The organism is Tabrizicola sp., assembly GCF_016792905.1.
Classification (GTDB): Bacteria; Pseudomonadota; Alphaproteobacteria; order Rhodobacterales; family Rhodobacteraceae; genus Tabrizicola.
The window spans coordinates 11,500-33,273 of sequence record NZ_JAEULP010000077.1; the positions used below are offsets into that span (position 1 = coordinate 11,500).

Sequence of the window (21,774 nt, forward strand, 5' to 3'; positions counted from 1 at the left end):
GGCCCTCGGCTTACTCGGCGGCTTCCATGTAGCTTTCCACCGGCGGGCAGGTGCAGATCAGGTTGCGGTCGCCATAGACGTTGTCGACCCGTCCCACCGGCGGCCAGTACTTGTCGACCCGGAACGATCCCGGCGGGAAGCAACCCGTCTCGCGGCTGTATTTCCGGTCCCAGTCGCCGACCAGCGCCGCAACCGTGTGCGGGGCAAAGCGCAGGGGGCTTTCCTCGGCCGTGATCTCACCCCGCTCGACCGCCCGGATCTCTTCGCGGATCGAAAGCAGCGCAGTGATGAAGCGGTCGATCTCGGCCTTGGTCTCGGACTCCGTCGGCTCCACCATCAGCGTTCCCGAAACCGGCCAGCTCATCGTCGGCGCGTGGAAGCCGTTGTCGATCAGGCGCTTGGCGATGTCGTCCACCGTCACGCCATGATCGGCGAAGGGCCGGGTGTCGAGGATGCATTCATGCGCCACCCGCCCCTTGTTGCCCATGAAGAGGATCGGGTAGGCCCCCGACAGCCGCGAGGCGATGTAGTTTGCGTTCAGGATCGCGACCCGCGTCGCCTGCGTCAGCCCCGGCCCGCCCATCATCAGGCAATAGGCCCACGAGATCAGCAGGATCGAGGCAGAGCCGAAGGGCGCCGCCGAAACCGCGCCCTCGCCGCCCTTTTCGGGGTCGCCCGGCAAATGCGGCGCGAGATGCGCCTTGACCCCGATCGGCCCCATGCCCGGGCCGCCACCGCCATGCGGGATGGCGAAGGTCTTGTGCAGGTTCAGGTGGCTGACATCGCCCCCGACCTCGCCCGGCTTCACGAGGCCCACAAGCGCGTTCATGTTCGCCCCGTCGATGTAGACCTGCCCGCCATGGTCATGGGTGATCTGGCAGATCGTCTTCACCGTCTCCTCGAAGACGCCATGGGTGGACGGGTAGGTGATCATGCAGGCCGCCAGCCGGTTGCCCGCCGCCTCGGCCTTCTGGCGGAAGTCCTCGACATCCACGTCGCCGTTGGCGGAGGCCTTCACCACGACCACCTCCATCCCCGCCATCTGCGCCGAGGCAGGGTTGGTGCCGTGGGCGCTGGTCGGGATCAGGCAGACCTTGCGGTCATGGTCCCCGCGCGCCCGGTGATAGGCGAGGATGGTCAGAAGCCCGGCATATTCGCCTTGAGCGCCCGAGTTCGGCTGCATGGAGAAGGCGTCATAGCCGGTGATCTCGCACAGTTTCGCCGACAGGTCGGTGATCGCCTCGGTATAGCCTGCCGCCTGGTCGCGCGGCGCGAAGGGATGCAAGGACCCGAACTCCGGCCAGGTGATCGGCATCATCTCCGCCGCCGCGTTCAGCTTCATCGTGCAACTGCCCAGCGGGATCATCGCCCGGTCCAGCGCCAGGTCGCGGTCGGAGAGGCGGCGCATGTAGCGCATCATTTCCGATTCCGCCCGGTTCATGTGGAAGACCGGATGGGTCAGATAGTCGGTCGTGCGCAGCATCTCCTCGGGGAAGCCCAGCGTCGCCCGGTGCGGCGGCACCCCGTCGATCCCGAAGGCGCGCAGGACCTTGATCAGCACCCGCTCGTCCGTCGTCTCGTCCAGGCTGATGCCCACCCGGTTCAGCCCGATCTTGCGGAAGTTCAGCTCTTCGTTGCGGGCGGCGGCGAGGATGCCCGCCTGCCCCACGCCGACTTCGACGGTGATGGTGTCGAAGAAGGCGCGCGGGTCGACCTTCGCCCCCGCCGCCTTCAGCGCGCGGGCCAGCCGCTGGGTCAGGAAATGCACCCGCTCGGCAATCGCGCGCAGGCCCTTCGGCCCGTGGAAGACCGCGTACATCGACGCCATCACCGCCAGCAGGGCCTGCGCCGTGCAGACGTTGGAGGTCGCCTTCTCGCGCCGGATATGCTGCTCGCGGGTCTGGAGCGACAGCCGGTAGGCCTTGCCGCCCTGCGCGTCGATCGAGACGCCGACGATCCGCCCCGGCATCTGCCGCTTGTGCGCGTCCTTCACCGCCATGAAGGCGGCGTGCGGGCCGCCATAGCCCATCGGCACGCCAAAGCGTTGCGACGACCCGACGGCAATATCAGCCCCCATCGCGCCGGGTTCCTTCAGCATGCAAAGCGCCAGCAGGTCCGTCGCCATGATCGCGATGGCCCCCGCCGCGTGCAGCGTCGCGATCCGCACGGTGAAATCGACGACATGGCCGTAGCTCGACGGATACTGGAATATCGCCCCGAAGACCTTGTTCGGGTCGAGGTTGCGGACGTCATCCTCGATGATCTCGATCCCCAAGGGCATGGCCCGGGTGCGGATCACCGCGATGGTCTGCGGATGGCAGAAGCGGTCGACGAAGAAGGCTTTCGCCTTCGACTTCGCGATCCGCTCGGCCATGGTCATGGCTTCCGCCGCCGCCGTCGCCTCGTCCAAGAGGCTGGCGTTGGCAACATCAAGGCCCGTCAGGTCGCAGACCATGGTCTGGAAGTTCAGCAGCGCCTCAAGCCGCCCCTGCGCGATCTCGGGCTGGTAGGGGGTGTAGGCGGTGTACCAGGCCGGGTTCTCCAGGATGTTCCGCTGGATCGCCGGGGGCGTCACCGTGCCGTAATAGCCCTGCCCGATCAGCGAGGTCATCACCCGGTTCTTCTCGGAAACCTCGCTCATCTTCGCCAGAAGCTCATGCTCGGCCAGCGGCGCCCAGCCGAGCGGCGTCTTCTGCCGGATCGAGGCGGGGACGGTCTGTTCGATCAGCTCGTCCAGCGAGCGAACGCCGGTCGCCACGAGCATCTCGGCCATCTCGTCGGGCGAGGGGCCGATGTGGCGGCGGTTGGCGAAATCATAGGGGTTGTAGTCGGTGGGGGTGAAGGTCATTGCGGAACCTCTGAAAGGAGAAACAAATTCCTTCGAAGGAATTTGCAAATCTTTTCGAAAAGATTTGCCCGGAGTTTTCGAAAACTCCGGGCGCGGGCCGTTCAGCCGATCAGGTCCTGATATTCGTCCTCGTCCATGAACTGGTCGAGCACGGACAGGTCGTCCACCTTCAGCTTGAAGAACCAGGCGGCGCCCATCGGGTCCTCGTTGACGAGGCTCGGGCTGTCGACCAGCTTCTCGTTGACCGCGACAATCTCGCCGTCGATCGGCGCCAGGATGTCCGAGGCTGCCTTGACGCTTTCGATCACGCAGACCTCGTCGCCCCCGGCCACCTGGGTCTCGACCTCGGGCAGTTCGACGAAGACCACGTCCCCGAGCTGGGTCGCCGCATGTTCGGTGATGCCGACGACGACCAGATCGCCCTCGACGCGGAGCCATTCATGTTCCTTGGTGTATTTCATCGTCTAAGCCCTCAGCGCTTGTAGGTTGTGGGTTGGAAGGGAAGCTCGGCCACGGTCACGGGCAGGCGCTTGCCGCGCACCTCGCCCATGAGTGTCGTGCCGGTGTTGGCATGGGCGCGGGCGACATAGCCCATCGCGATCGGGGCGTTCACCGAAGGCCCGAACCCCCCCGAGGTGACGCGGCCCACGGGCGTCCCGTCCTCGGCGAAAAGCTCGACCCCCTCGCGCATCGGCGCCCGGCCTTCGGGGCGCAGGCCGACGCGCAGCCGCTCCGGTCCCTCGGCCAGTTCCTTCAGGATGCGCGCGGCACCCGGGAACCCGCCCTCGCGGGCACCCCCGGCCTTGCGGGCCTTCTGGATCGCCCAGACCAGATTGGCCTCGACCGGGCTGGTCGTGGTGTCGATGTCATGGCCGTAAAGGCACAGCCCCGCCTCCAGCCGCAGGCTGTCACGCGCGCCAAGACCAATCGGCGCCACGCCCGGCTGCGCCAACAGCTTCCGCGCGAAGCCTTCCGCCTGCGCCTCCGGCACCGAGACCTCGAACCCGTCCTCGCCGGTATAACCCGACCGCGAGACCCAGATATCGCCGAAGACCCTGTGGTCCATGAACCGCATCGCCGCGACGCCCGGCACCACCGCTTCCAGCGCCGCTTCGGCCGCCGGACCCTGCAAGGCTAGCAGCGCCCGGTCCATGACCGGCTCGACGGAAACCCCCGGCATTCCGGCGGTCATGTGGGCAATGTCCGCCGCCTTGCAGGCCGCGTTGACGACGACATACAGATGATCCCCCCGGTTGGTGAACATCAGGTCGTCCAGGATGCCACCCGCGTCATTGGTGAAAAGGCCATAGCGCTGCTGCCCCTCGGCCAGCCCCAGCACATCGACCGGCATCAGCGCCTCGAAGGCCAGCTTCAGCTCCTCCATCGAGCCCCTGGGCCGCAGGATCACCTGGCCCATGTGGCTGACGTCGAACAGCCCGGCGGCGGATCGCGTGTGCAGATGTTCCTTCAGCACCCCGTCCGGGTACTGCACCGGCATCAGGTAGCCCGCGAAGGGCACCATCTTGCCACCCAATGCCTCATGCAGGGCCTCCAGCCCCAGATGAAGCAGCTCCGGTTCCTCAAGGTCGGCCATTGCCGCCCCTCCCTCGTCTGGCCGGAAGTCGCACCGGCACCGTCCGGGCAGGCCAATCCCTGCCCCGCGATGCCCCCTCTGTCCCTGCGCCATGTGGCGCGCCTGAGATCGTTATCCCTTCGGCGTCCCGGATCAAGCCCGGGAACTCTCCAGAGTCTGTCGTCAGCTACGGTCCCTTGCGCCTGAGAGTTTACCGGGGCGGTTGCTCCTTCGGCACCGTCAGGCCCCGAGGCCTGCCGGATTCTCCCGAACCTGACGGCCATGGGTTAGCCGAGGCCCGGCCCGAAAGGCAAGCGCAAAAAACGGAACCGGCGCATCGGGCCGAAAAAGCGACATCAGGCCGTGCGCCGCAGGATCACCCGCCAGGCAAGCCAGATCGCCAGCAGTCCGAAGACGACACCCCCCGCCGCCTGCCCGACCAGCACCCCCGCCGCGCCCGCCCATTTCGCGCCAAACGCGGCAAAGGGCACCGTGCCCAGCGTATGCCGCGCCCAGTTGATCACGGTGGACTGGTAGGCCGCGCCAAGGTTGTTGCAGGTGGCATTGGCCACGAAGATCAAGCCGTTGAAGAAGAAGAGGAGCGACAGCGGTCCGCAGAACAGGAACAGAAGATCGCGTGTCTGCCCCTCGGCATGGAACAGCCCGGCGAGCGGCCCGCGCAAGAGGAACAGCGCCGCCGAGACCGTGGCGATGACGATCGCGGTGAAGACCACCGCCTCGCGGAAGGTGCGCCGTACCCGGGCCATCTGCCCCGCGCCAAGGTTCTGGCCGATGATCGGCCCCACTGCGCCCGCCAGCGCGAAGATCATCGCGAAGGCCACCGGCGTCAGCCGCCCGGCAATCGCCATGCCCGCCACCGCCGCCTCGCCATAGCCCGCGACCATCCGCGTCACGATGGCCTGCCCGACCGGCGTTGCCATCTGGGTCATGATCGCCGGGCCCGCGATGGCGAACAGGGGGGCGAGCCCGCCCCGCAACCGCCAGACCGTGACCGGGACAAAGCCCCCGATCCGCCGCCAGACCGGGATCAGCGCGACGGTTGCCATTACGATCCGCGATCCCGCCCCGGCGATGGCCGCGCCCTTCAGCTCCCACCCCGCCCAGAGGATCAGCACGGGGTCGAGCGCGGCCAGCGCCACCGCCCCCCAGACCGTCACCATCATCGCCCGCCGCGCCTCGCCGTAGGACCGCAGGATCGCCGAGCCGACGATGCCAAGGATCAGCAGCGGCTGGCTCAACGTATAGATCTGCAGGAAATGCAGCGTCTCGTCGGCCGTGCGCCCCGTCGCCCCGAGCGCGGGCACGATCCAGGGCAGAAGAATCAGCACCAGCGCCGCGAACCCGGTGCCGAAGATCAGGCTCAGCACCAACCCGACCGTCGCCCGCTCCCGCGCCAATGCCGGATCGCGCGCGCCCACAGCCTGCGCCACCAGCGCCGAGACGCCGATCGACAACCCGATGCCGAAGGCCGTGGTGAAGAACATCACCGCCCCGGCATAGCCCACCGCTGCCGTCAGCACCGCATCCTTCAGCCAGGAGATATAGACCATGTTGATCAGGTCGACGATGAAGATTGCCATCAACCCGACCGAGCCGGTCAGCGACATCACCGCCACATGGCGGAAGAGGTTGCCCTCGACAAACTTCGCCTGCGGCCCGGCCATGGTCCAAAGCCCCTTTCATACTGGTCCAAATATCCCACGGGAGGTCCGGAGGGTGTGAAACCCTCCGGGGGCCTGCCAAAGGCTCAGACGCCGGGCACCTTGCGCAGAAGTGGCATAACCTCCGCCATCTCCGGCCCCGCATCGCGGCCGGTCAGCGCCCGGCGCAGCGGGCGGAACAGGTCCTTGCCCTTGCGCCCCGTCGCCTCTTTCACCGCCGAAGTCCACTCGCCCCAGGTCGCCACCGTCCAGGGCCGCGCGGGCAGCATCGCCAGCGCCTGCGCCACGAACGCCCGGTCGGCCTCGTCCACCACCGGCTCCGCCCCGTCGCGGAACAGCGTCCACCACCCGCCCAGGTCGTCCAGCACGGTGATGTTGCCCTTGGCCACCGCCCAGAAGGCCTCAGCCATGTCGGCAGGAACGCCCAGAGCCGCGATCCGGTCCTTCACCGCCGCAAAGGGCAGGCCCTGCACATGGTGCCGGGTCAGCGGGAACAGGTCCTCCGCATCGAACTTGGTCGGCGCCGCGCCGAACGAGCCGATGTCGAACCCGGCCACCAGATCGTCCATCGACGCGGCCAGTTCCACCGGCTTCGACGACCCCAGCCGCGCCATCAGCGACAGCAAAGCCATCGGCTCCACCCCGCGCGCCCGAAGATCGCGGAGCGACAGCACGCCCAGCCGTTTCGACAGTTCCTCGCCCTGCGGACCCGTCAGCAACGAATGGTGCGCGAAGGTCGGCGGGGTGCCCCCGAGCGCCTTCATGATCTGGATCTGCGTCGCGGTGTTGGTCACATGGTCGGCGCCCCGCACGATATGCGTGACCCCCATGTCCACGTCATCCACCGACGAGGCGAAGGTATACAGCACCTGCCCGTCGGCCTTGATCAGCACCGGGTCAGAAACCGAGGCCGCGTCGATGGAGATCGGGCCGATGATCCCGTCCTGCCACTCGATCCGCTCCTGGTCCAGCTTGAAGCGCCAGTAGCCCTGCCGCCCCTCGGCGCGGTAGGCCTCTTTCTGCGCTTCCGTCAGCGACAGCGCCGCGCGGTCATAGACCGGGGGCTTGCCCATGTTCAGCTGCTTCTTCCGCTTCAGGTCCAGCTCGACCGGCGATTCAAAGCATTCGTAGAACCGCCCGGCGGCCTTCAGCTGCTCGGCGGCCTCGGCATAGCGCGCCATCCGCTTCGACTGCTGCTCGATCCGGTCATAGCGGATCCCCAGCCAGTCGAGGTCCGCCTTCAGCCCGTCGATATATTCCTGCTTCGACCGTTCCTGGTCGGTGTCGTCCAGCCGCAGGATGAAGGTCCCGCCGTTCTGGCGCGCGATCAGGTAGTTCATCAGCGCGGTGCGCAGGTTGCCGACATGGATCCAGCCGGTCGGAGAGGGGGCAAAGCGGGTTGTGACGCGGGGCGAAGTCGTGGGCATCTCAAGGGCTCCTTCAAGCGCCCTTCCCTGTCACAAGCCCCCGCATTTGTCCAGTTGGCGAGCTTGGCCGCTTGATCCTGATCATCGCGCGGATCGACCGGGCGGGTCACGCTTGTCGGACCCTCCCGAAGCCCGGAGCCCGCCATGCGCCGCGCCTTGCCTCTGACCCTTGCCCTTATCCCGGTCATCGCAGCCTTTCTGGCGCTGGCCGCCTACGGCATCTACCGGCGCGACATCGCCACCCTTCGCGCGGCACTGGCCCGGGGCAGTACCGTGATCGACACCCGCCATGGCCCGATCGAGGTCGCCCGCCTGGGTGAGGGCCCGCCGGTTCTGGTCCTCCACGGCGCGGGGGGCGGCTATGACCAGGCGCTGCTGCTCGCGCGGATGTTCGGCCCGACCGGCCACCAGTGGATCGCCGTCTCGCGCTTCGGCTACCTGCGCTCGCCCTTGCCCGCCGATGCTTCGACAAAGGCCCAGGCCGAAGCGCTCCTCGACCTCCTCGATGCGATGGGCATCGACCGCGTCGGGATCCTTGCCATGTCAGGCGGGGTGCCCCCGGCCCTGCAACTCGCGGCCCTTGCGCCCGATCGCATCACCGGCCTGGCGCTGCTCTCCTCGGCCCCGTTCACCCCGCTTACCGCCGCCGCACAAGACCTGCCGATGCCAGCCTGGGCCTATCAGGCGCTCTTTTCCAGCGACTTCCCGATCTGGGCGATCATCCACACCAGCCCTGGCCTTCTCGACCCGGTCTTCGACGTCACCCCCGCCCTTCGCGCCCGGCTGACGCCAGAAGACGCGGCCGCCGTCGAAGCCCTCGTGCAGGGGTTCCTGCCCGTGACCGCCCGTCTGTCCGGCCTTGCCAACGAAGGCGCGGCCATCGACTCCGCCGCGACCTATGCTCTCGACCGGATCGCCGCGCCGATCCTGATTGTCCACGCCAGAGACGACGGCATCAACCCGTTCCCCATCGCCGAGTTTCTGGCGAAGTCCCTGCCCCGGGCTCGGTTCCTTCCGCTCCCTGATGGCGGCCACCTGCTCCTTGGCCACAAGGCCGAAGTTTCCGGGGGCATTGCCGACATTCTCGGCCCCTGAGCCACTTCAAACCGGATGCACCTCCCAGCGCGTCGCCAGGTCCTCCAGCCCCGCCCGGATCAGCTCGCGCAGCACGCCCTCGTCCACCGCCGCCAGCCGCCGGATGTAAAGGCAGGCCTTGGTCATCCGGTGCGGGCCAAGCCGCGCCAGGATCGGCCCGAAATCGCCATAGCCCGGCAGGATGTAGATCGACAGCTCCGCCCTGCGGGGCGAGAAGCCGGTCGCCAGGCTTTCGCCCGAATGCCCGCTCTCGTAGCGATAGGCATAGCGCCCGAACCCCACCATCGACGGCCCCCAGAGCCGCGGCTCCCATCCGGTCACCTCGCCGAAAAGCCTGAGCAGCCGCTCCGCCTCGTCCCGCCGCGCCGGCAGAACCCCGGCAAGCCAGACGTCCCGGTCCAGTGCCGCGCTCTTCGTCTTCGTCTCGGTCGCCATCCCGGCCTCCCGCTGCCCGGACCATCCTAGCACATCCGTGCGCGCAGCCCGCTCCCCCTTTTCCCCGCCCCTCGTGCGCCCTATCTTTCCGGCATGACCAACCCCGCGCCCGACAGCATCGCCCCCTCGCTCGCCTTCCTCGAACAACTCGCGCACGAGGCGGTCTCCACCCTGCCGGACCCGTTCCGCGAGCCCGCCACCCATATCCGCCTGCGGGTCGAGGAGTTTCCGACCGAGGACATGCTGGAGGAGCTTGGCATCGACGACGCCTTCGACCTGACCGGGCTTTACGACGGCATCCCGCTCACCGAGAAGTCCACCGCCGACCAGATGATCCGCCCCGACGTGGTCTGGCTCTTCCGCCGCCCGATCCTGGACGAATGGGCGGAACGCGGCAACGTCTCGATCCAGGAGCTTGTCACCCATGTCGTGATCCACGAGATTGCGCATCACTTCGGCTGGTCCGACGAGGACATCGCCGCCATCGACCCCTGGTGGGAGTGACCCGGTTCCCGGCGCCTGGCTGATGCTGAACGGCTGGGCAAGGGCCAAAATCCCTCGAAGGATCTTGCCAAAAGTTTTCGAGAACTTTTGTTCCCGGCGACCACCCCGGGGGCGGTTCCATTTCGGCGCAAACACTTTATGATAGCGGTAACATCCACAGGTGCCGCATGTCCCAGCTTCCGATCCTCACCCTCACGCTCAACCCCGCGCTCGACATGGCGACCGAGGTGCATGAACTCATCCCCGGCCACAAGCTGCGCTGCGCCGAGCCCTTGCTCGATCCCGGCGGCGGCGGCCTGAACGTCTCCCGCGCGATCAAGGCGCTGGGGGGCGACAGCCTTGCGCTCGTCGCCATCGGCGGGCTGACCGGCGACCGCCTCGCCGGGCTGATCCGGGCCGAGGGTGTGACCTTCCTCTCCATCCTCGGCCCCGGCGAGACGCGCCAGTCGCTGACCGTGAACGAAGCGACCTCCGGCAAGCAGTACCGCTTCATGCTCCCCGGCCCGGTCTGGGGTGAGGCCGAGCGCGCCCGCGTCTTCACCCTTCTCCGCGCCACCGCCCGGCCCGGCGGCATCTCGGTGATCTCAGGCAGCCAGCCCCCGGGCGTGCCGGTCGACTTTCCGGCCCAGCTTGCCGCCTCGATGCCCGAAAGCCGGATCGTGCTCGACACCTCCGGCTCCACCCTGACCGAGGCGGTGCGCCACCCGATCCCGGGCCTCGAAGTCCTGCGCATGGACGGGCCCGAGGGCGAGGAACTGGCAGGCAAGCCGCTTCCTACCCTGTCCGATACCGCCGAATTCGCGCAGTCGCTGGTCCGCCGAGGCGTGGCGAAGACCGTGATCGTCGCGCGCGGGGCGGAAGGAAACGTCCTGGCCGACAAGGACCAGAAGCTCTTCGCCAAGGCGGCCAAGGTGCGGGTCAAGTCGACCGTCGGTGCGGGCGACAGCTTCGTCGCAGCCTTCGTGCTGGCCCTGGCTCAGGGCCAGACCAATGCCGAAGCGCTGGCCCTTGGCTCCGCCGCCGCTTCCGCCGCAGTCACCACCGACGCAACCCAGCTCTGCCGCCCGGAAGACGTGATGCGCCTCCTGCGCGAATGCACCGTAAGCGCTGTGTAGGGTGGGTGCCAACTCACCGTCCCCGGCCCTTCCACAGCAGGCGGTGGGTTTCACCCACCCTACCCTAGAACTCCACCTCCGCCACCACCGCCCGGTGATCCGACGGCCAGGGCATGACCACGATATCGCTCCTTGGCCCGTCCTCGCCGACGATGGCGGCATCGGTCACGCGCAGCCCCGCGCCCTTGGCCAGCACAAAGTCGATCCGGTCGGGATGGTCGTCTGTCGCCGCCTCGTCATAGCGCGGGGTCCAGGTATAGGCGGGCCTGGCCACCGGGTCGAAGTGGATGGCCCGGTAGGCATCGAGAAAACCCTCGGCCACCAGCCGCCCGGTCGTCGGCCATGCCACCGCGACTGGCTGCTGCCCCGCCGCCACCGCCTCGGGGGTCCAGTCATGGACAGAAGGTTCGTTGAAATCCCCCGTGACGAAAATCGCCGCCGCCCCGTCTGCTGCCGCCATGTCCGCCTGCAACAGGTCCAGTGCCGGGCCGCGGGTTTCGGTGGCGTATTTCACCGCCTCCGCCTCGGTCTTGATGAAGGGCGCTGGCCCGTATTCGATGCCGAGAAGCTGGTAGGGCTGATAGGGCTCGTCATCGAGATGGATGTTGAACAGCCAGACCGTCTTGCCGTTCACATCCAGCGCCACGCCCAGGTCTTTGGGCGAGACGGCGCCAATCGGATAGCGCGAGATCACCGCATTGGCCCAGAGCGCCACATTCTCCTGCGTCTGGTCGTAGACATGCCAGCCCAGCGCTTCGGCAATGGCCGGGGCGACGCTCTCGCCCACCGCCGGACAGCTTTCCGCCGTGCAGGGATCGCTTTCGAGGCGCGTCTCCTGCAACCCCACCACATCCGCCCCTGCGGCCCTGATCGCGGCCACCGTCTCCTCGATCCCCTTGCCCTCGTTCGCGCCGCCGCCCCAGATGTTGAAGCTCATCACCCGCAGCGTCTCGGCCCCCGCAGGCGCCGCGCACAGCACCAGAAGTCCTGCCAGCCGGATCATCATCGCTTCCCCCGAGGTTTCCGCCTCCGGTCAGGCTAGCGCAAAGCGCCGCATCGGTCGACGGTTGCGACTAGCCGCGCCGGAACCCGGCAATCGCCTCGCCCTGGTGGCGCAGCTTCTTGCCCAGGCCCATCTGGTCGACCCAGGCCTGCATCGGCGGGGTCAAGGGGCCGTAGAGGTCGGTCCGCGCCAACCGCGCCGCCGCGCGCAAGGCGACCATCTCCTGCCAGCCCATGATCAGGTCATGGTGGCCGACCCAGGCCTCCGGCCCCTCGTAGATCGACACCAGCCGCCGCTCCTTCGGGCCTGACCCGAAGAAGCGGTAGCTGCGCAGCCCCTCATGCCCCTGCAAGCGCACCCGCGGCACCAGCGCCCGCACCGCGCGGTCGAAGGCCTCGCCGTCGCGGAGCGCGTAGAAGTTGACGACGACGATCTCAGAGGTCATCGCGGTAGCGGTTCACAATGGGATAACGGCGGTCGAGCCAGAAGGCCTTCTGCGTCAGCCGGACGCCGGGGGCGGCCTGAAACCGCTTGTATTCCGCCAGATACAGCAGGTGCTCGACCTTCTTCACCACGGACCGGTCAAAGCCCAGCGCCACGATGTCGGCGACCGCCATCTCCTTCTCGACCAGACACTCCAGGATCGCGTCCAGCACCTCATAGGGCGGCAGGCTGTCATCATCCCGCTGGTTCGCCCGCAACTCCGCACTCGGCGGCCGCGCAATGATCCGCTCCGGAATGACCTCGCCCGGCGGGCCCTTCATCCAGCTCCGGTGGTTCTCGTTCCGCCAGCGCGCGGTCAGGAACATCCGGGTCTTGTACATGTCCTTGACCGGGTTGTAGCCGCCGTTCATGTCGCCGTAGATCGTGCAATACCCCACCGCCATCTCCGACTTGTTGCCGGTGGTCAGAAGCATCTCGCCGAACTTGTTCGACAGCGCCATCAGCATAAGCCCCCGCAACCGCGACTGGATGTTCTCCTCGGTGATCCCGGCTTCGGTCCCCGCAAACAAGGGCGCCAGAGCCTCGCCCACCGCCGCCTGCGCCCCCGAAATCGGCACCGTGTCATACCGGCAGCCCAGCGCCTTCGCCGCCGCCGTCGCCAGCTCCAGCGACTCCGCCGAGGTGAACTCGCTCGGCAGCATCACGCAACGCACGTTCTCCGGCCCCAGCGCATCCACCGCCATCGCCGCGACAATCGCCGAGTCGATCCCGCCCGACAGGCCCAGCAGCGCCTTCCTGAATCCGCATTTCCGCATGTAGTCGCCCAAGGCCATCACGCAGGCCCGATAGTCCGCCTCGCCAATCGGCGGGATCTCGGCGATCTCTCCCTGCTCTGCCTCCCAGCCCGAGGCCCCCCGGTGGAACGTCACCATCACCTCGCACTCGTCGAACTGCGGCAGCTGCGCCATCAGCCGCCCGCCCGGGTTCAGCACCATGCTGGAGCCATCGAACACCTGGTCATCCTGCCCGCCCACCATGTTCAGGTAGACCAGGGGCAACCCCGTCTCCACCACACGGGCGACCATCAGGTTCAGCCGCAGGTTCGGCTTGCCCCGGTGATAGGGCGAGCCGTTCGGGATCAGCAGGATCTCCGCCCCCGTCTCGGCCAGCGTCTCCGCCACGTCCGGATGCCAGGCGTCCTCGCAAATGGGAGTCCCGATCCGCACCCCCTTCACCACATAGGGCCCATGCACGTCGGCCGAGGCAAACACCCGCTTCTCGTCGAACACCGCGTCGTTCGGCAGGTGGTGCTTCAGCACCCGGGCATGAACCCGCCCGCCTTCCAGCACATAGTAACCGTTGTAAAGCCGCCCGCCCAAGGACACCGGCCCGCCGATCCCCAGCGCCGGGCCGTCCGCGCAGTCGACGGCCAAGGCCTCGATCGCCGCCACGGCCGCGCTGACAAAGGCGGGCTTCAGGATCAGGTCCTGCGTCTGGTAGCCGGTCACGAACATCTCGGTCAGCGCGACCATGTCGGCCCCTGCCGCCTTCCCGCTCTCCCAGGCCTCTTTCGCCCGCGCCACGTTCGCGGCAATCGCCCCCACCGTCGGGTTCAGCTGCGCCAGCATCAGTTTGAACGTGTCGGTCATGGCAAGGCCCCCACTACATCCTCTCCTTCTACCAGACTTCACCCCAAGGGAAAGTGGCTCGCACCCCCGCCCGACCCTTTGACCGCCAAATCCTTGTCACCTTGGAACCCGCCCCTTACCCTGCCCCCAAGTCACCCCGGGGATTCGTCCATGCGCCTGATGACCGCCGCCCTCCTCGCCAGCCTCGCCCTGCCCGCAATGGCGCAGGACGGCGAGATCATCACCAAGCAATACGACGACGGCTCGGTCTACGAAGGCACCTTCAAGGACGGCCGCCAGGACGGCACCGGCACCTACAAGCTCCCCTCCGGCTTCGAATACACCGGCGACTGGGTTGCAGGAGAAATCACCGGCCAGGGCGTGGCCCGCTACCCCAACGGCTCGGTCTACGAAGGCGCCTTCGTCAAGGGCCAGCCCGAGGGCAAGGGCAAGATCACCGCCCCCGACGGCCGCACCTATGAGGGCGACTGGGTGCAGGGCCAGATGACCGGCATGGGCAAGGCCACCTATGCCAACGGCTCGGTCTACGAAGGCGCTTTCGTCAAGGGCACCCACAACGGCAAGGGCAAGCTGACCAACCCCTCGGGCTACACCTATGACGGCGACTGGGTGCTGGGCGTCAAGGAAGGCACCGGCCGCATCACCTATCCCGATGGCACGGTGTACGACGGCACGCTGGTCAAGGGCCAGCGCTCCGGCAAGGGCAAGCTCACCATGCCCGACGGCCTGATCTACCAGGGCGACTGGGCCGAGGGGCAGATCAACGGCAAGGGCATCCTGACCCAGCCGAACGGCGATTTGTACGAGGGCAGCTTCAAGGACGGCCTGCGCGACGGCCAGGGCAAGCTCACCCACAAGAACGGCGACATCTACTATGGCAGCTGGGCCAAGGACCACCGCCAGGGCCAGGGCAGCTTCACCACCACCGACGGCTTCAAATACGAAGGCGCCTGGGTCGCGGGCCGGATGGAGGGCACCGGCTCGATCACCTATCCCGACGGCTCGGTCTACATCGGCGCGATGAAAGCCGACCAGCCGAACGGCCAGGGCGCGATCACCTATCCCGACGGGTCGACCTACCAGGGCAACTGGGCCGCGGGCGTGATCTCGGGCGAGGGTCGCGCCACCTACAAGGACGGTCGGGTCTACGAGGGGTCGTTCAAGCAGGCCAAGCCCGACGGCAAGGGCCTGATGACCTACCCCGACGGCTACCGCTACGAAGGCGATTGGGTGGCGGGGGAACGCCAGGGGGTCGGCTCCGCCGTCTACCCCGACGAAAGCCTCTACAAGGGCGAGTTCAAGGCAGGCCTGCGGGATGGCCAAGGCGAGTTCTCGACCACCGACGGGTTCAAGTATGTGGGCGCCTGGGTCGCGGGCCAGATCGAGGGCCAGGGCGTGGCCACCTACCCCGAAGGCGACATCTACGAGGGCCTCTTCAAGGCTGGCAAACGCGAGGGCCAGGGCAAACTCACTTACGCCAGCGGCGAAGTGGCTGAGGGCATCTGGCAGAACGGCATCCTGACCGCCCCGCCGGAGGCCCCGACAGAAGCGGCCCCGGCGGAGGGCGAGGCCCCTGTGGCCCCCGCCGAAGGCACCGCCCCCGCTGAACCCGCGACAACCCCGTAGGTCGGGCTTCAGCCCGACTCTTCCGGGCGATTGTCGCCCTCGTAGGGTGCGCTAATGCGCACAACTCCACGGTCTTGCGCGTCTCCGACTAGATAGCCTTGCGCGACTTCAGTTGAATGACATCCGCCTGCGAATGGTTCGAATAGGTGTCCCACGTCGGCGTGTATTCGTCAGCCTGATTGCCCCAGACAGTCCAGCCGACGCGCGGCCCGCGTGCGAACATCTCCAGCCGAGGCCCATTGCTGCACCCCTCGATCAGCGCATACTGCTCGTCCGGCTTGCGACTATGCTCGCGTTTCTGGGTTGAGATGATGTTCTCCTGTGTCCGCCCCAGCTGCAAGGTTCGCGCGTTCTTGCCGCGGACGCCAAACAGCAGGATTTCCGTCACGTTGCGAAAATAGAAACCAACCCCGCGTCGATCCGGCCCCCCGTCCTTGCGCACCTTGTACCAGATGATGTTGCTCTTGTAGGAGAAGCCCCAGTGCTCCATCACCTTCAGCCCCTCGGGCAGCAAGGCGTTGGGCACCCAAAGGTAAAGATGCGCGGTGTCGGCGACGATTGCCTCAACCGGAAGATCGCAGATCTCGCGCAGCGTCATCGTAGGATACCGCGACAGGCGCTTGTGCTCGGGCGCCATCTTGCCGGTGCGATTCTGGAACTGCCAAGGCGGATCGGCCAGAACGGTCTTGAACCTGGTCGTTCCCGCTTTCGCCAGAAGATCATCCGCAGCGCTGGTCATTCTTCATCCTCCAGGTAAAGCGACTTCCTGATGCCGAACACAAGGAGCGGACATCCCGCCCCTCCCCCGCCTTCGATCCGGGGAAGCAGTTTGGACATGTGCGTCGTCGACATCCCATAGGATGATCCTCGTCCAAGATCCCTAAAGACGTCTTGCAACTCGTCTGCCCTCGTCAAGATGACCCCAACGCTCACGGCGCGCAGGTCGAATAGCAGACGGAAGTTGTTCAGGTCCCGGTCATAAAAAGGGTCCTTGTTGTTCCACTCTACCTCAAGCGCGATCCCGTTCTTGTAGCAGTCCACCTTGTGAGTCGGAGAGTCGAGCCTGTTGCCATCCACCTCGATCGCCGTCTGGAACTGCTTTTCGACCCATCCGCGTTGCACGAGAAACTTATCGACGTAAATTGCCAGCTTCGACTTGTTCCCACCCCCGACAGCAATCCAGGACTTACGAAGTCGCAAGTCTTGCAGCAACGAAAGCAGGTCGAGCCATTCGGCAGGAAAATCTTGAGACAGGATCGCGCTCGCGTGCTTCCACTCGTGAAATTCGTAGTTGTCCCGCACAAACTGGGGCAGACGGTCAATCAACATCTTGTGGTCTCCCTGCCGCGCTTTAGCCTATATGCTCATGCCCTTGCTCACAAGTTGAACTTCGCGTTCCGAAAGCATCGCCATGATCCTTGCCCACCCTCGGTTAACACCACCCTAACGCCCAAACCCAACCCCTTGAAATCCTTGACCCGGTAGCACCTGTCCACTGTGGACAGCCGCGCCCCCCTTGCGGCCCCCGCCCCCGCCCCGCTATCCCTCTCCCATGCGCCAGACCCTGACCGAGATCTACGAGGCCCGCGTGGCCGGGGGCACCCTCCGCCCCGACCCGGCCCAGCACGCGCTCCTCCCGCGGCTGGAGGACCTCCGGTCCTGGCTGGAAGCGAACGCGACCCGCAAGGTCGGCCTTTTCGCGGGCCTCTTCGCCAAGCCGATCCAGCCCCCGCGCGGCCTCTACCTCTGGGGCGGCGTCGGGCGGGGCAAGTCGATGCTGATGGACCTCTTCACCGAGGCGACGGACATCACCCAGAAACGTCGCGTCCATTTCCACGCCTTCATGCAGGGGGTCCACAAGGGCATGCACGCCGCCCGGAGCCGTGGGGTCGAGGACCCGCTGGTCCCGGTGGCCGAGGAGATCATCCGCGACCTCCGCCTCCTCGCCTTCGACGAGATGCAGATCACCGACATCACCGACGCGATGCTGGTGGGGCGCCTTTTCGAGAAGCTCTTCGCCGCCGGGATCGTGATCGTCACCACCTCGAACCGGCCCCCCGGCGACCTCTACAAGGACGGGCTCAACCGGGGCATCTTCCTGCCCTTCATCGCCATGCTGGAAGAGAAGCTGGAGGTGGTGGAGCTGGAAAGCCCCACCGACTACCGCCAGCACCGGCTGCAGGGCGCGCAGGTCTATTTCCACCCCGCCCGCACCGCCACCACCCAGATCGCCGCGATCTGGACCGACCTCACCGGGGGCGCCCCCGAACAGCCCCTGACGCTGGAGGTGAACGGTCGGCAAGTCCAACTCCCCCGCTTCGCGAACGGGGTGGGGCGGGCGAGCTTCTGGGACCTCTGCTCGAAACCCCTCGGCCCCGGAGACTACCTCGCCATCGCCCGCGCGGTGCGGGTGCTGATCCTGGAGGACATCCCGCAGCTGTCGTCAGCCAACTACAACGAGGCGAAGCGCTTCGTCACCCTGATCGACGCGCTCTACGAGGCGAAGGTCCGCCTCATCGCCTCCGCCGCCGAAACGCCGGAGCGGCTCTATATCGAGGGCGAGGGGTCGTTCGAGTTCGAACGCACCGCCAGCCGGTTGCGCGAGATGCAGGGGGCGGACTGGGGGCTCTAGCCCAAGGCCTGCCACAACAGCCGCAGCGCCATCGCGGTCGAGACGAAGACCAGCAAGGGCTTGATCAGCCGTGCCCCCACCCGCATCGCCACTCGCGCACCCAGGCTTGCCCCGGCGATCTGCCCCACCGCCATCGTCAGCCCCACGCCCCACCAGGTTGCGCCGGAGAAGGCGAAGACCAGAAGCGAGCCGACGTTGGAGGCGAAGTTCAGCATCTTGGTATGCGCGGTCGCTTTCAGCACGCCGTGGCCCGCAAGCATCACGAAGCCCATCATGAAGAACGATCCGGTTCCGGGACCGAAGAACCCGTCATAGGCGGCCACCAGCGGCACGACCGTCGCCGCGAACACTCCGGGCTTCACCCGTTCCGCCCTGGCGTCGTCGGATAGCCCCGGCTTCAGGGCAAAGAACGCCGCAACCCCGATCAGGACCACCGGCATGATGATCCGCAAGACTTCGGCCGGGATCAGATGCGCAACCATCGCGCCGCCCGCGCCCGCCCCCGCGCTGATGGCTGCCATTCCCAGTTGGTCCTGCGGCCGGACCTGCCCCGCACGGGCATAGGCCAACGTCGCCGTCGCCGCCCCGAAGGTGCCCTGCAGCTTGTTCGTCGCCAGCGCCTCGACCGGCGAGGCCCCGGCCAGGAGCAGCGCGGGCACCGAGATCAGCCCGCCCCCGCCCGCGATGCTGTCGATGAAGCCCGCACAGAAGGCGGCAAGGACCAGGAGCAGGGCAAGATCGGTGGCGATTTCGAACATGTCCGGCTTTTCGCCACTTCCCGGTCCGGCGACAAGGGGAACCTGTCCTGCACGGTCAGGAAAATACCCCCTCGCAATACCACTGGTCGGTCACCGCCCCGCCCCGGCCGTAGAACAGCCAGAGCCTCTCGCCGCCCTCTGCCTCGACCCGCCAGTAATCGCGGGTGCCGCCGCGCCAGTCCGGGTCCTCGAACCACCATTCGGGTTGCAGCCGCTCCGGGCCGACCGCCATCCGCACGGTGAAGTCGCGCCGCCGCCAGCGGAAGCGGGAGGGCAGATCGGGCGTTTCCGGCGCATCGACCGGTTCGGGGCGGAACATCACCAGCGGGCGGGGGCAGGACGAAGCGGGCCAGACGCCATCATGCGGCTCGCTCCAGGCGGCCATCAGCAACCTGGCGGATTTCGCCGGGACATGGCTGTCGGCGGGATGCAGGCGCAGGACCGACTCGGCCCCGAGCCTTGCGCCCAGGCGGCCGATCAGATCTTCCAGCGCCTGGGCCGAACCTGCCGGAACCCGCCCGACCAAGCCCTGCGCCTCGGCCGTCACCTCCAGTTGGCCGCGATGCTGGACCGCGCTGACCGCCTCGGTCGCGAGCGCTTCCAGCCGCAGGCAGTCGATCCCGAAGCCTGCGTCGATCTGGTCGAGCTTCAGGTGCAGCAGCGGGCGGATGCGGTCGGGGCTGTCCGAGGCGCGGGCCAGTCCGACCTCGACCGAGGCGACCCCGCCATCGGCGCGGAACGCCTGGAACAGCACCCGTCGCGCGCCCCGGCCCCTGGCGCGCAGCTTGTCGCAGAACGGCGGCAGCAGCCGGTCCAGCGCCGCCTCGACATCCGAGCGCAGGCCGATCGGGTCGGGCAGGGTCAGCCGCACCGCGAACTGCATCGGGGGCCGGGCCGGGCTGACCGGCTCGGGCTCCAGCCCCATGGCCTGGTCCAGACGGCGCAAGGTATCCGCCCCGAAGCGCCGGGCGAGTGCTGCGCGCGGGATGCCCATGATGTCGCCCACCTGGCGCAGGCCCAGCCGCAGCAGCCGGTCCACCACATCCCCGTCCAGCCGCAGGGCGGCCAGCGGCAAGGGGGCCAGCGCGTCGTGAAGCCGACCCGGCGGGGCAACCAGCGCCGTCCCGGCCCCCCGCGCGGCCACGGTCCGCGGCAGGCTGCCGCCCCGCTCCCACCCCCGGCGCTTGGCGGCGCGGGACCGCGTCGCCCGCGCCTCCTGGTCGATGGCATCGCCCGACCGGACCGGCACCACCCCGGCGCTGGCATAGCGCGCCAGCCCCCAGGCCGCCCCCGGCGTATCGGCGATCGCCGCGCGCACCGCCAGGCCCAGGCGCTCGCAATCCTCGGCCACCCGGTCCAGCACCCCGTCTTCCCCGCCATGCAGATGCGCCGATCCCGTCAGGTCGATCATCAGCCCGGCGGGGGCTTCATCCGCGACCCAGGGCGAGAAACGTCCCGCCCAGCGGCGCAGCATCAGCAGGAACTGCGCCTCGGCCAGGGGGTCGGCCGGCACGGTCAGAAGCGCGGGGCAGATCGCGGTCGCATCGCGCAAGGGCTGGCCCGGCGCCAGGCCTGCCGCTTCGGCCTCCACCGACAAGGAAACCAGAACCTGCGCGCCGTTGCGGTCGCCCACCACGGCCAGTGGCACTGGCACCGCATCCTTGCGCCGCCGGGTGGCCCGGTCTGCCGCCAGCCGCGGAAACCATAGTGACAGGATGCGCCGACCCGCCATCACCGACTCATTTGTTCCCTTTATGTTCCTGTCATGCCACCCTGCCGCGACCCTGTCGAGTCCTGCACCACCGAAGATGACAAGTGCGTGAGAGCACAGAGCCGCGACTACCGCGACGGAATGTCGCGCCTATACTGGCCCGGTTTAGCCAACGAGGGAGCCAATAAATGAAATTTGCCAAAGCCTTGATGATCGGCGCGGTCCTGGCCGGAGGAGCCGCTTTCGCCCAGGAAGAGATGGAACCGACCGATCCGAACGCGATTGCGCGCGAGGAACTGATGAAATCGCAGGGCATGAACATCGGCATCCTGGCGAAGATGGCCAAGGGAGAAGAGCCCTATGACCAAGCCAAGGCCGAAGCCGCCAAGGCCGTGCTGCTCGAAGATGCGGGCAAGATCGAGGCAACTTTCAAGGAACAGGGGGCAGCAGACCCTGCCTCGGAAGCCAAGCCCGAGATCTGGGCGAACTGGGACGATTTCCTCGTGAAGGCCAAGGGGCTGGGTGATGCGACGGGTGCGCTGGATGTCGCCTCGGCCGAAAGCATCGGCGCGGGCCTCGGCGCGATTGGCGGCGCCTGCACCGCATGCCACAAGGCTTACCGCGTGATGAAGGAATAAGCCGCCCTGCGGCGAGAGGCGGGCCCCGGTCGACAGGCCGGGGCCTTTTTCATCCGCACCAGATGCCGCTGATCCGGTTCCTGGCGTCGATGTCGATGTTCAGCCGCGAGGCGCTGTAATCCTCGGTCACGGCCATGCCGGGGGTGATGATCCGCGTGCCTTGCGGAAGGCTCATCGCGGCCAGCACAGCTTGGTCCTTGCCGACCAAGTCCTGCATCCCGTCGGCCCCGCAGGCGTTCTGCTGTGGTTCCCCCGCAACGCAGGCCGCAAGCGCAAGCGTCAGGGCAAGAGGCGCGAGCCGACTAGCCACAGGTCACGCGCTCGATCACGTCGCGCCGGTCGAGCCAGAAGTTCAGCCGCGTCGCGCTATAGTCCATCGTCACCGCCATGCCGTGCTCGATCACCCGCACGTCCTGGCTGAAACGCATCCCGTCCAGGACCACGCCGGGGCGGCCGACCAGATACTGCAATTCATCCGCACCGCAGCTTGCCAGCGGGTCGGGCGGCGGCATCGGCACCGGCTCCATCACACAGGCCGACAGAAGCAGCGGGGCGCAGACGAGCAGGGGAAAGGCATGTCTCATGGGGTGCATCCTTCGTGAAAGCGGATAGAATCCGTCATTGCTTTACGCCC

The 21,774-nt window shown here is 67.5% G+C and carries 21 protein-coding genes and 1 riboswitch; of the genes, 6 read left to right on the forward strand and 15 right to left on the reverse strand.

Going from position 1 to position 21,774, the window contains the following annotated elements:
- Positions 1-10: 10 nt before the first annotated feature.
- The 5 genes from gcvP to gltX all read right to left on the reverse strand — a co-directional run bounded on the left by gcvP (position 11) and on the right by gltX (position 7,530).
- Complete coding sequence (gcvP, locus tag JNL31_RS15970) at positions 11-2,848, reverse strand: aminomethyl-transferring glycine dehydrogenase (protein WP_294975326.1); 2,838 nt, start codon at positions 2,846-2,848, stop codon at positions 11-13.
- A gap of 101 nt (positions 2,849-2,949) precedes the next feature.
- Positions 2,950-3,309 (reverse strand): glycine cleavage system protein GcvH, encoded by a 360-nt coding sequence (gene gcvH, locus JNL31_RS15975; protein ID WP_294975328.1) that lies wholly within the window; start codon positions 3,307-3,309, stop codon positions 2,950-2,952.
- A gap of 11 nt (positions 3,310-3,320) precedes the next feature.
- Positions 3,321-4,442 carry a glycine cleavage system aminomethyltransferase GcvT gene (gene gcvT / locus JNL31_RS15980; protein WP_294975330.1) on the reverse strand — a complete coding sequence of 374 codons (1,122 nt, stop codon included), beginning with the start codon at positions 4,440-4,442 and terminating at the stop codon, positions 3,321-3,323.
- Between the two features lie 159 nt (positions 4,443-4,601).
- A riboswitch (glycine riboswitch) is annotated at positions 4,602-4,701 on the reverse strand.
- A gap of 76 nt (positions 4,702-4,777) precedes the next feature.
- Positions 4,778-6,106: an MATE family efflux transporter gene (locus JNL31_RS15985; RefSeq protein ID WP_294975333.1), complete on the reverse strand. Its 1,329-nt coding sequence runs from the start codon at positions 6,104-6,106 to the stop codon at positions 4,778-4,780.
- 83 nt (positions 6,107-6,189) lie between these two features.
- Entirely contained in the window at positions 6,190-7,530 is a 1,341-nt protein-coding gene (gene gltX / locus JNL31_RS15990) for a glutamate--tRNA ligase (protein WP_294975336.1), read from the reverse strand.
- 144 nt (positions 7,531-7,674) lie between these two features.
- On the opposite strand from gltX, the gene JNL31_RS15995 reads away from it, so the two are divergent.
- A complete protein-coding gene (locus JNL31_RS15995) occupies positions 7,675-8,625 on the forward strand; it encodes an alpha/beta hydrolase (protein WP_294975339.1) in 951 nt (316 codons plus the stop codon).
- Between the two features lie 6 nt (positions 8,626-8,631).
- Here the strand turns inward: JNL31_RS15995 and JNL31_RS16000 are convergent, their stop codons facing one another.
- The gene (locus JNL31_RS16000) at positions 8,632-9,060 is read right to left on the reverse strand and encodes a DUF1801 domain-containing protein (RefSeq protein ID WP_294975341.1); all 429 of its coding nucleotides are present in this window, start codon (positions 9,058-9,060) and stop codon (positions 8,632-8,634) included.
- Between the two features lie 93 nt (positions 9,061-9,153).
- Between JNL31_RS16000 and JNL31_RS16005 the strand changes: the two genes are divergently transcribed.
- A complete protein-coding gene (locus JNL31_RS16005) occupies positions 9,154-9,564 on the forward strand; it encodes a metallopeptidase family protein (protein ID WP_294975343.1) in 411 nt (136 codons plus the stop codon).
- Between the two features lie 167 nt (positions 9,565-9,731).
- Positions 9,732-10,679, forward strand: a complete 948-nt coding sequence (locus JNL31_RS16010) for a 1-phosphofructokinase family hexose kinase (RefSeq protein WP_294975345.1) — start codon at positions 9,732-9,734, stop codon at positions 10,677-10,679.
- Between the two features lie 64 nt (positions 10,680-10,743).
- On the opposite strand, the gene JNL31_RS16015 is transcribed toward JNL31_RS16010, so the two are convergent.
- The 3 genes from JNL31_RS16015 to JNL31_RS16025 form a co-directional block, all read right to left on the reverse strand.
- Positions 10,744-11,682 (reverse strand): endonuclease/exonuclease/phosphatase family protein, encoded by a 939-nt coding sequence (locus JNL31_RS16015; protein WP_294975347.1) that lies wholly within the window; start codon positions 11,680-11,682, stop codon positions 10,744-10,746.
- A gap of 70 nt (positions 11,683-11,752) precedes the next feature.
- Positions 11,753-12,127, reverse strand: coding sequence for a hypothetical protein (locus JNL31_RS16020; RefSeq protein ID WP_294975350.1), 375 nt, complete (start codon positions 12,125-12,127; stop codon positions 11,753-11,755).
- Positions 12,117-13,775, reverse strand: a complete 1,659-nt coding sequence (locus JNL31_RS16025) for an NAD+ synthase (RefSeq protein WP_294975352.1) — start codon at positions 13,773-13,775, stop codon at positions 12,117-12,119. The genes JNL31_RS16020 and JNL31_RS16025 overlap by 11 nt, the downstream gene beginning before the upstream one ends.
- Positions 13,776-13,925: 150 nt before the next feature.
- Here JNL31_RS16025 and JNL31_RS16030 point away from each other — a divergent pair, with 150 nt between their 5' ends.
- Positions 13,926-15,401, forward strand: coding sequence for a 2-isopropylmalate synthase (locus tag JNL31_RS16030; protein WP_294975355.1), 1,476 nt, complete (start codon positions 13,926-13,928; stop codon positions 15,399-15,401).
- A gap of 88 nt (positions 15,402-15,489) precedes the next feature.
- On the opposite strand, the gene JNL31_RS16035 is transcribed toward JNL31_RS16030, so the two are convergent.
- Both JNL31_RS16035 and JNL31_RS16040 read right to left on the reverse strand, forming a co-directional pair.
- On the reverse strand, positions 15,490-16,140 hold the full coding sequence (locus JNL31_RS16035) for an MT-A70 family methyltransferase (RefSeq protein WP_294975358.1): 651 nt from the start codon (positions 16,138-16,140) through the stop codon (positions 15,490-15,492).
- Positions 16,137-16,730, reverse strand: a complete 594-nt coding sequence (locus JNL31_RS16040) for a BglII/BstYI family type II restriction endonuclease (RefSeq protein WP_294975361.1) — start codon at positions 16,728-16,730, stop codon at positions 16,137-16,139. Before JNL31_RS16040 ends, JNL31_RS16035 begins: the two co-directional genes overlap by 4 nt.
- A gap of 223 nt (positions 16,731-16,953) precedes the next feature.
- Between JNL31_RS16040 and zapE the strand changes: the two genes are divergently transcribed.
- Positions 16,954-18,033: a cell division protein ZapE gene (zapE, locus tag JNL31_RS16045; protein ID WP_294975364.1), complete on the forward strand. Its 1,080-nt coding sequence runs from the start codon at positions 16,954-16,956 to the stop codon at positions 18,031-18,033.
- Here the strand turns inward: zapE and JNL31_RS16050 are convergent.
- Together JNL31_RS16050 and JNL31_RS16055 are read right to left on the reverse strand one after the other, a co-directional pair.
- Positions 18,030-18,791 carry a TSUP family transporter gene (locus JNL31_RS16050; protein ID WP_294975366.1) on the reverse strand — a complete coding sequence of 254 codons (762 nt, stop codon included), beginning with the start codon at positions 18,789-18,791 and terminating at the stop codon, positions 18,030-18,032. The genes zapE and JNL31_RS16050 overlap by 4 nt on opposite strands.
- Before the next feature lie 55 nt (positions 18,792-18,846).
- Positions 18,847-20,523: a DUF6504 family protein gene (locus JNL31_RS16055; RefSeq protein ID WP_294975368.1), complete on the reverse strand. Its 1,677-nt coding sequence runs from the start codon at positions 20,521-20,523 to the stop codon at positions 18,847-18,849.
- A gap of 167 nt (positions 20,524-20,690) precedes the next feature.
- Between JNL31_RS16055 and JNL31_RS16060 the strand changes: the two genes are divergently transcribed.
- On the forward strand, positions 20,691-21,140 hold the full coding sequence (locus JNL31_RS16060; RefSeq protein ID WP_294975371.1) for a cytochrome c: 450 nt from the start codon (positions 20,691-20,693) through the stop codon (positions 21,138-21,140).
- Between the two features lie 49 nt (positions 21,141-21,189).
- On the opposite strand, the gene JNL31_RS16065 is transcribed toward JNL31_RS16060, so the two are convergent.
- Entirely contained in the window at positions 21,190-21,450 is a 261-nt protein-coding gene (locus JNL31_RS16065) for an I78 family peptidase inhibitor (protein ID WP_294975374.1), read from the reverse strand.
- The gene (locus JNL31_RS16070) at positions 21,443-21,724 is read right to left on the reverse strand and encodes an I78 family peptidase inhibitor (RefSeq protein ID WP_294975376.1); all 282 of its coding nucleotides are present in this window, start codon (positions 21,722-21,724) and stop codon (positions 21,443-21,445) included. The genes JNL31_RS16065 and JNL31_RS16070 overlap by 8 nt, the downstream gene beginning before the upstream one ends.
- Positions 21,725-21,774: the final 50 nt, after the last annotated feature.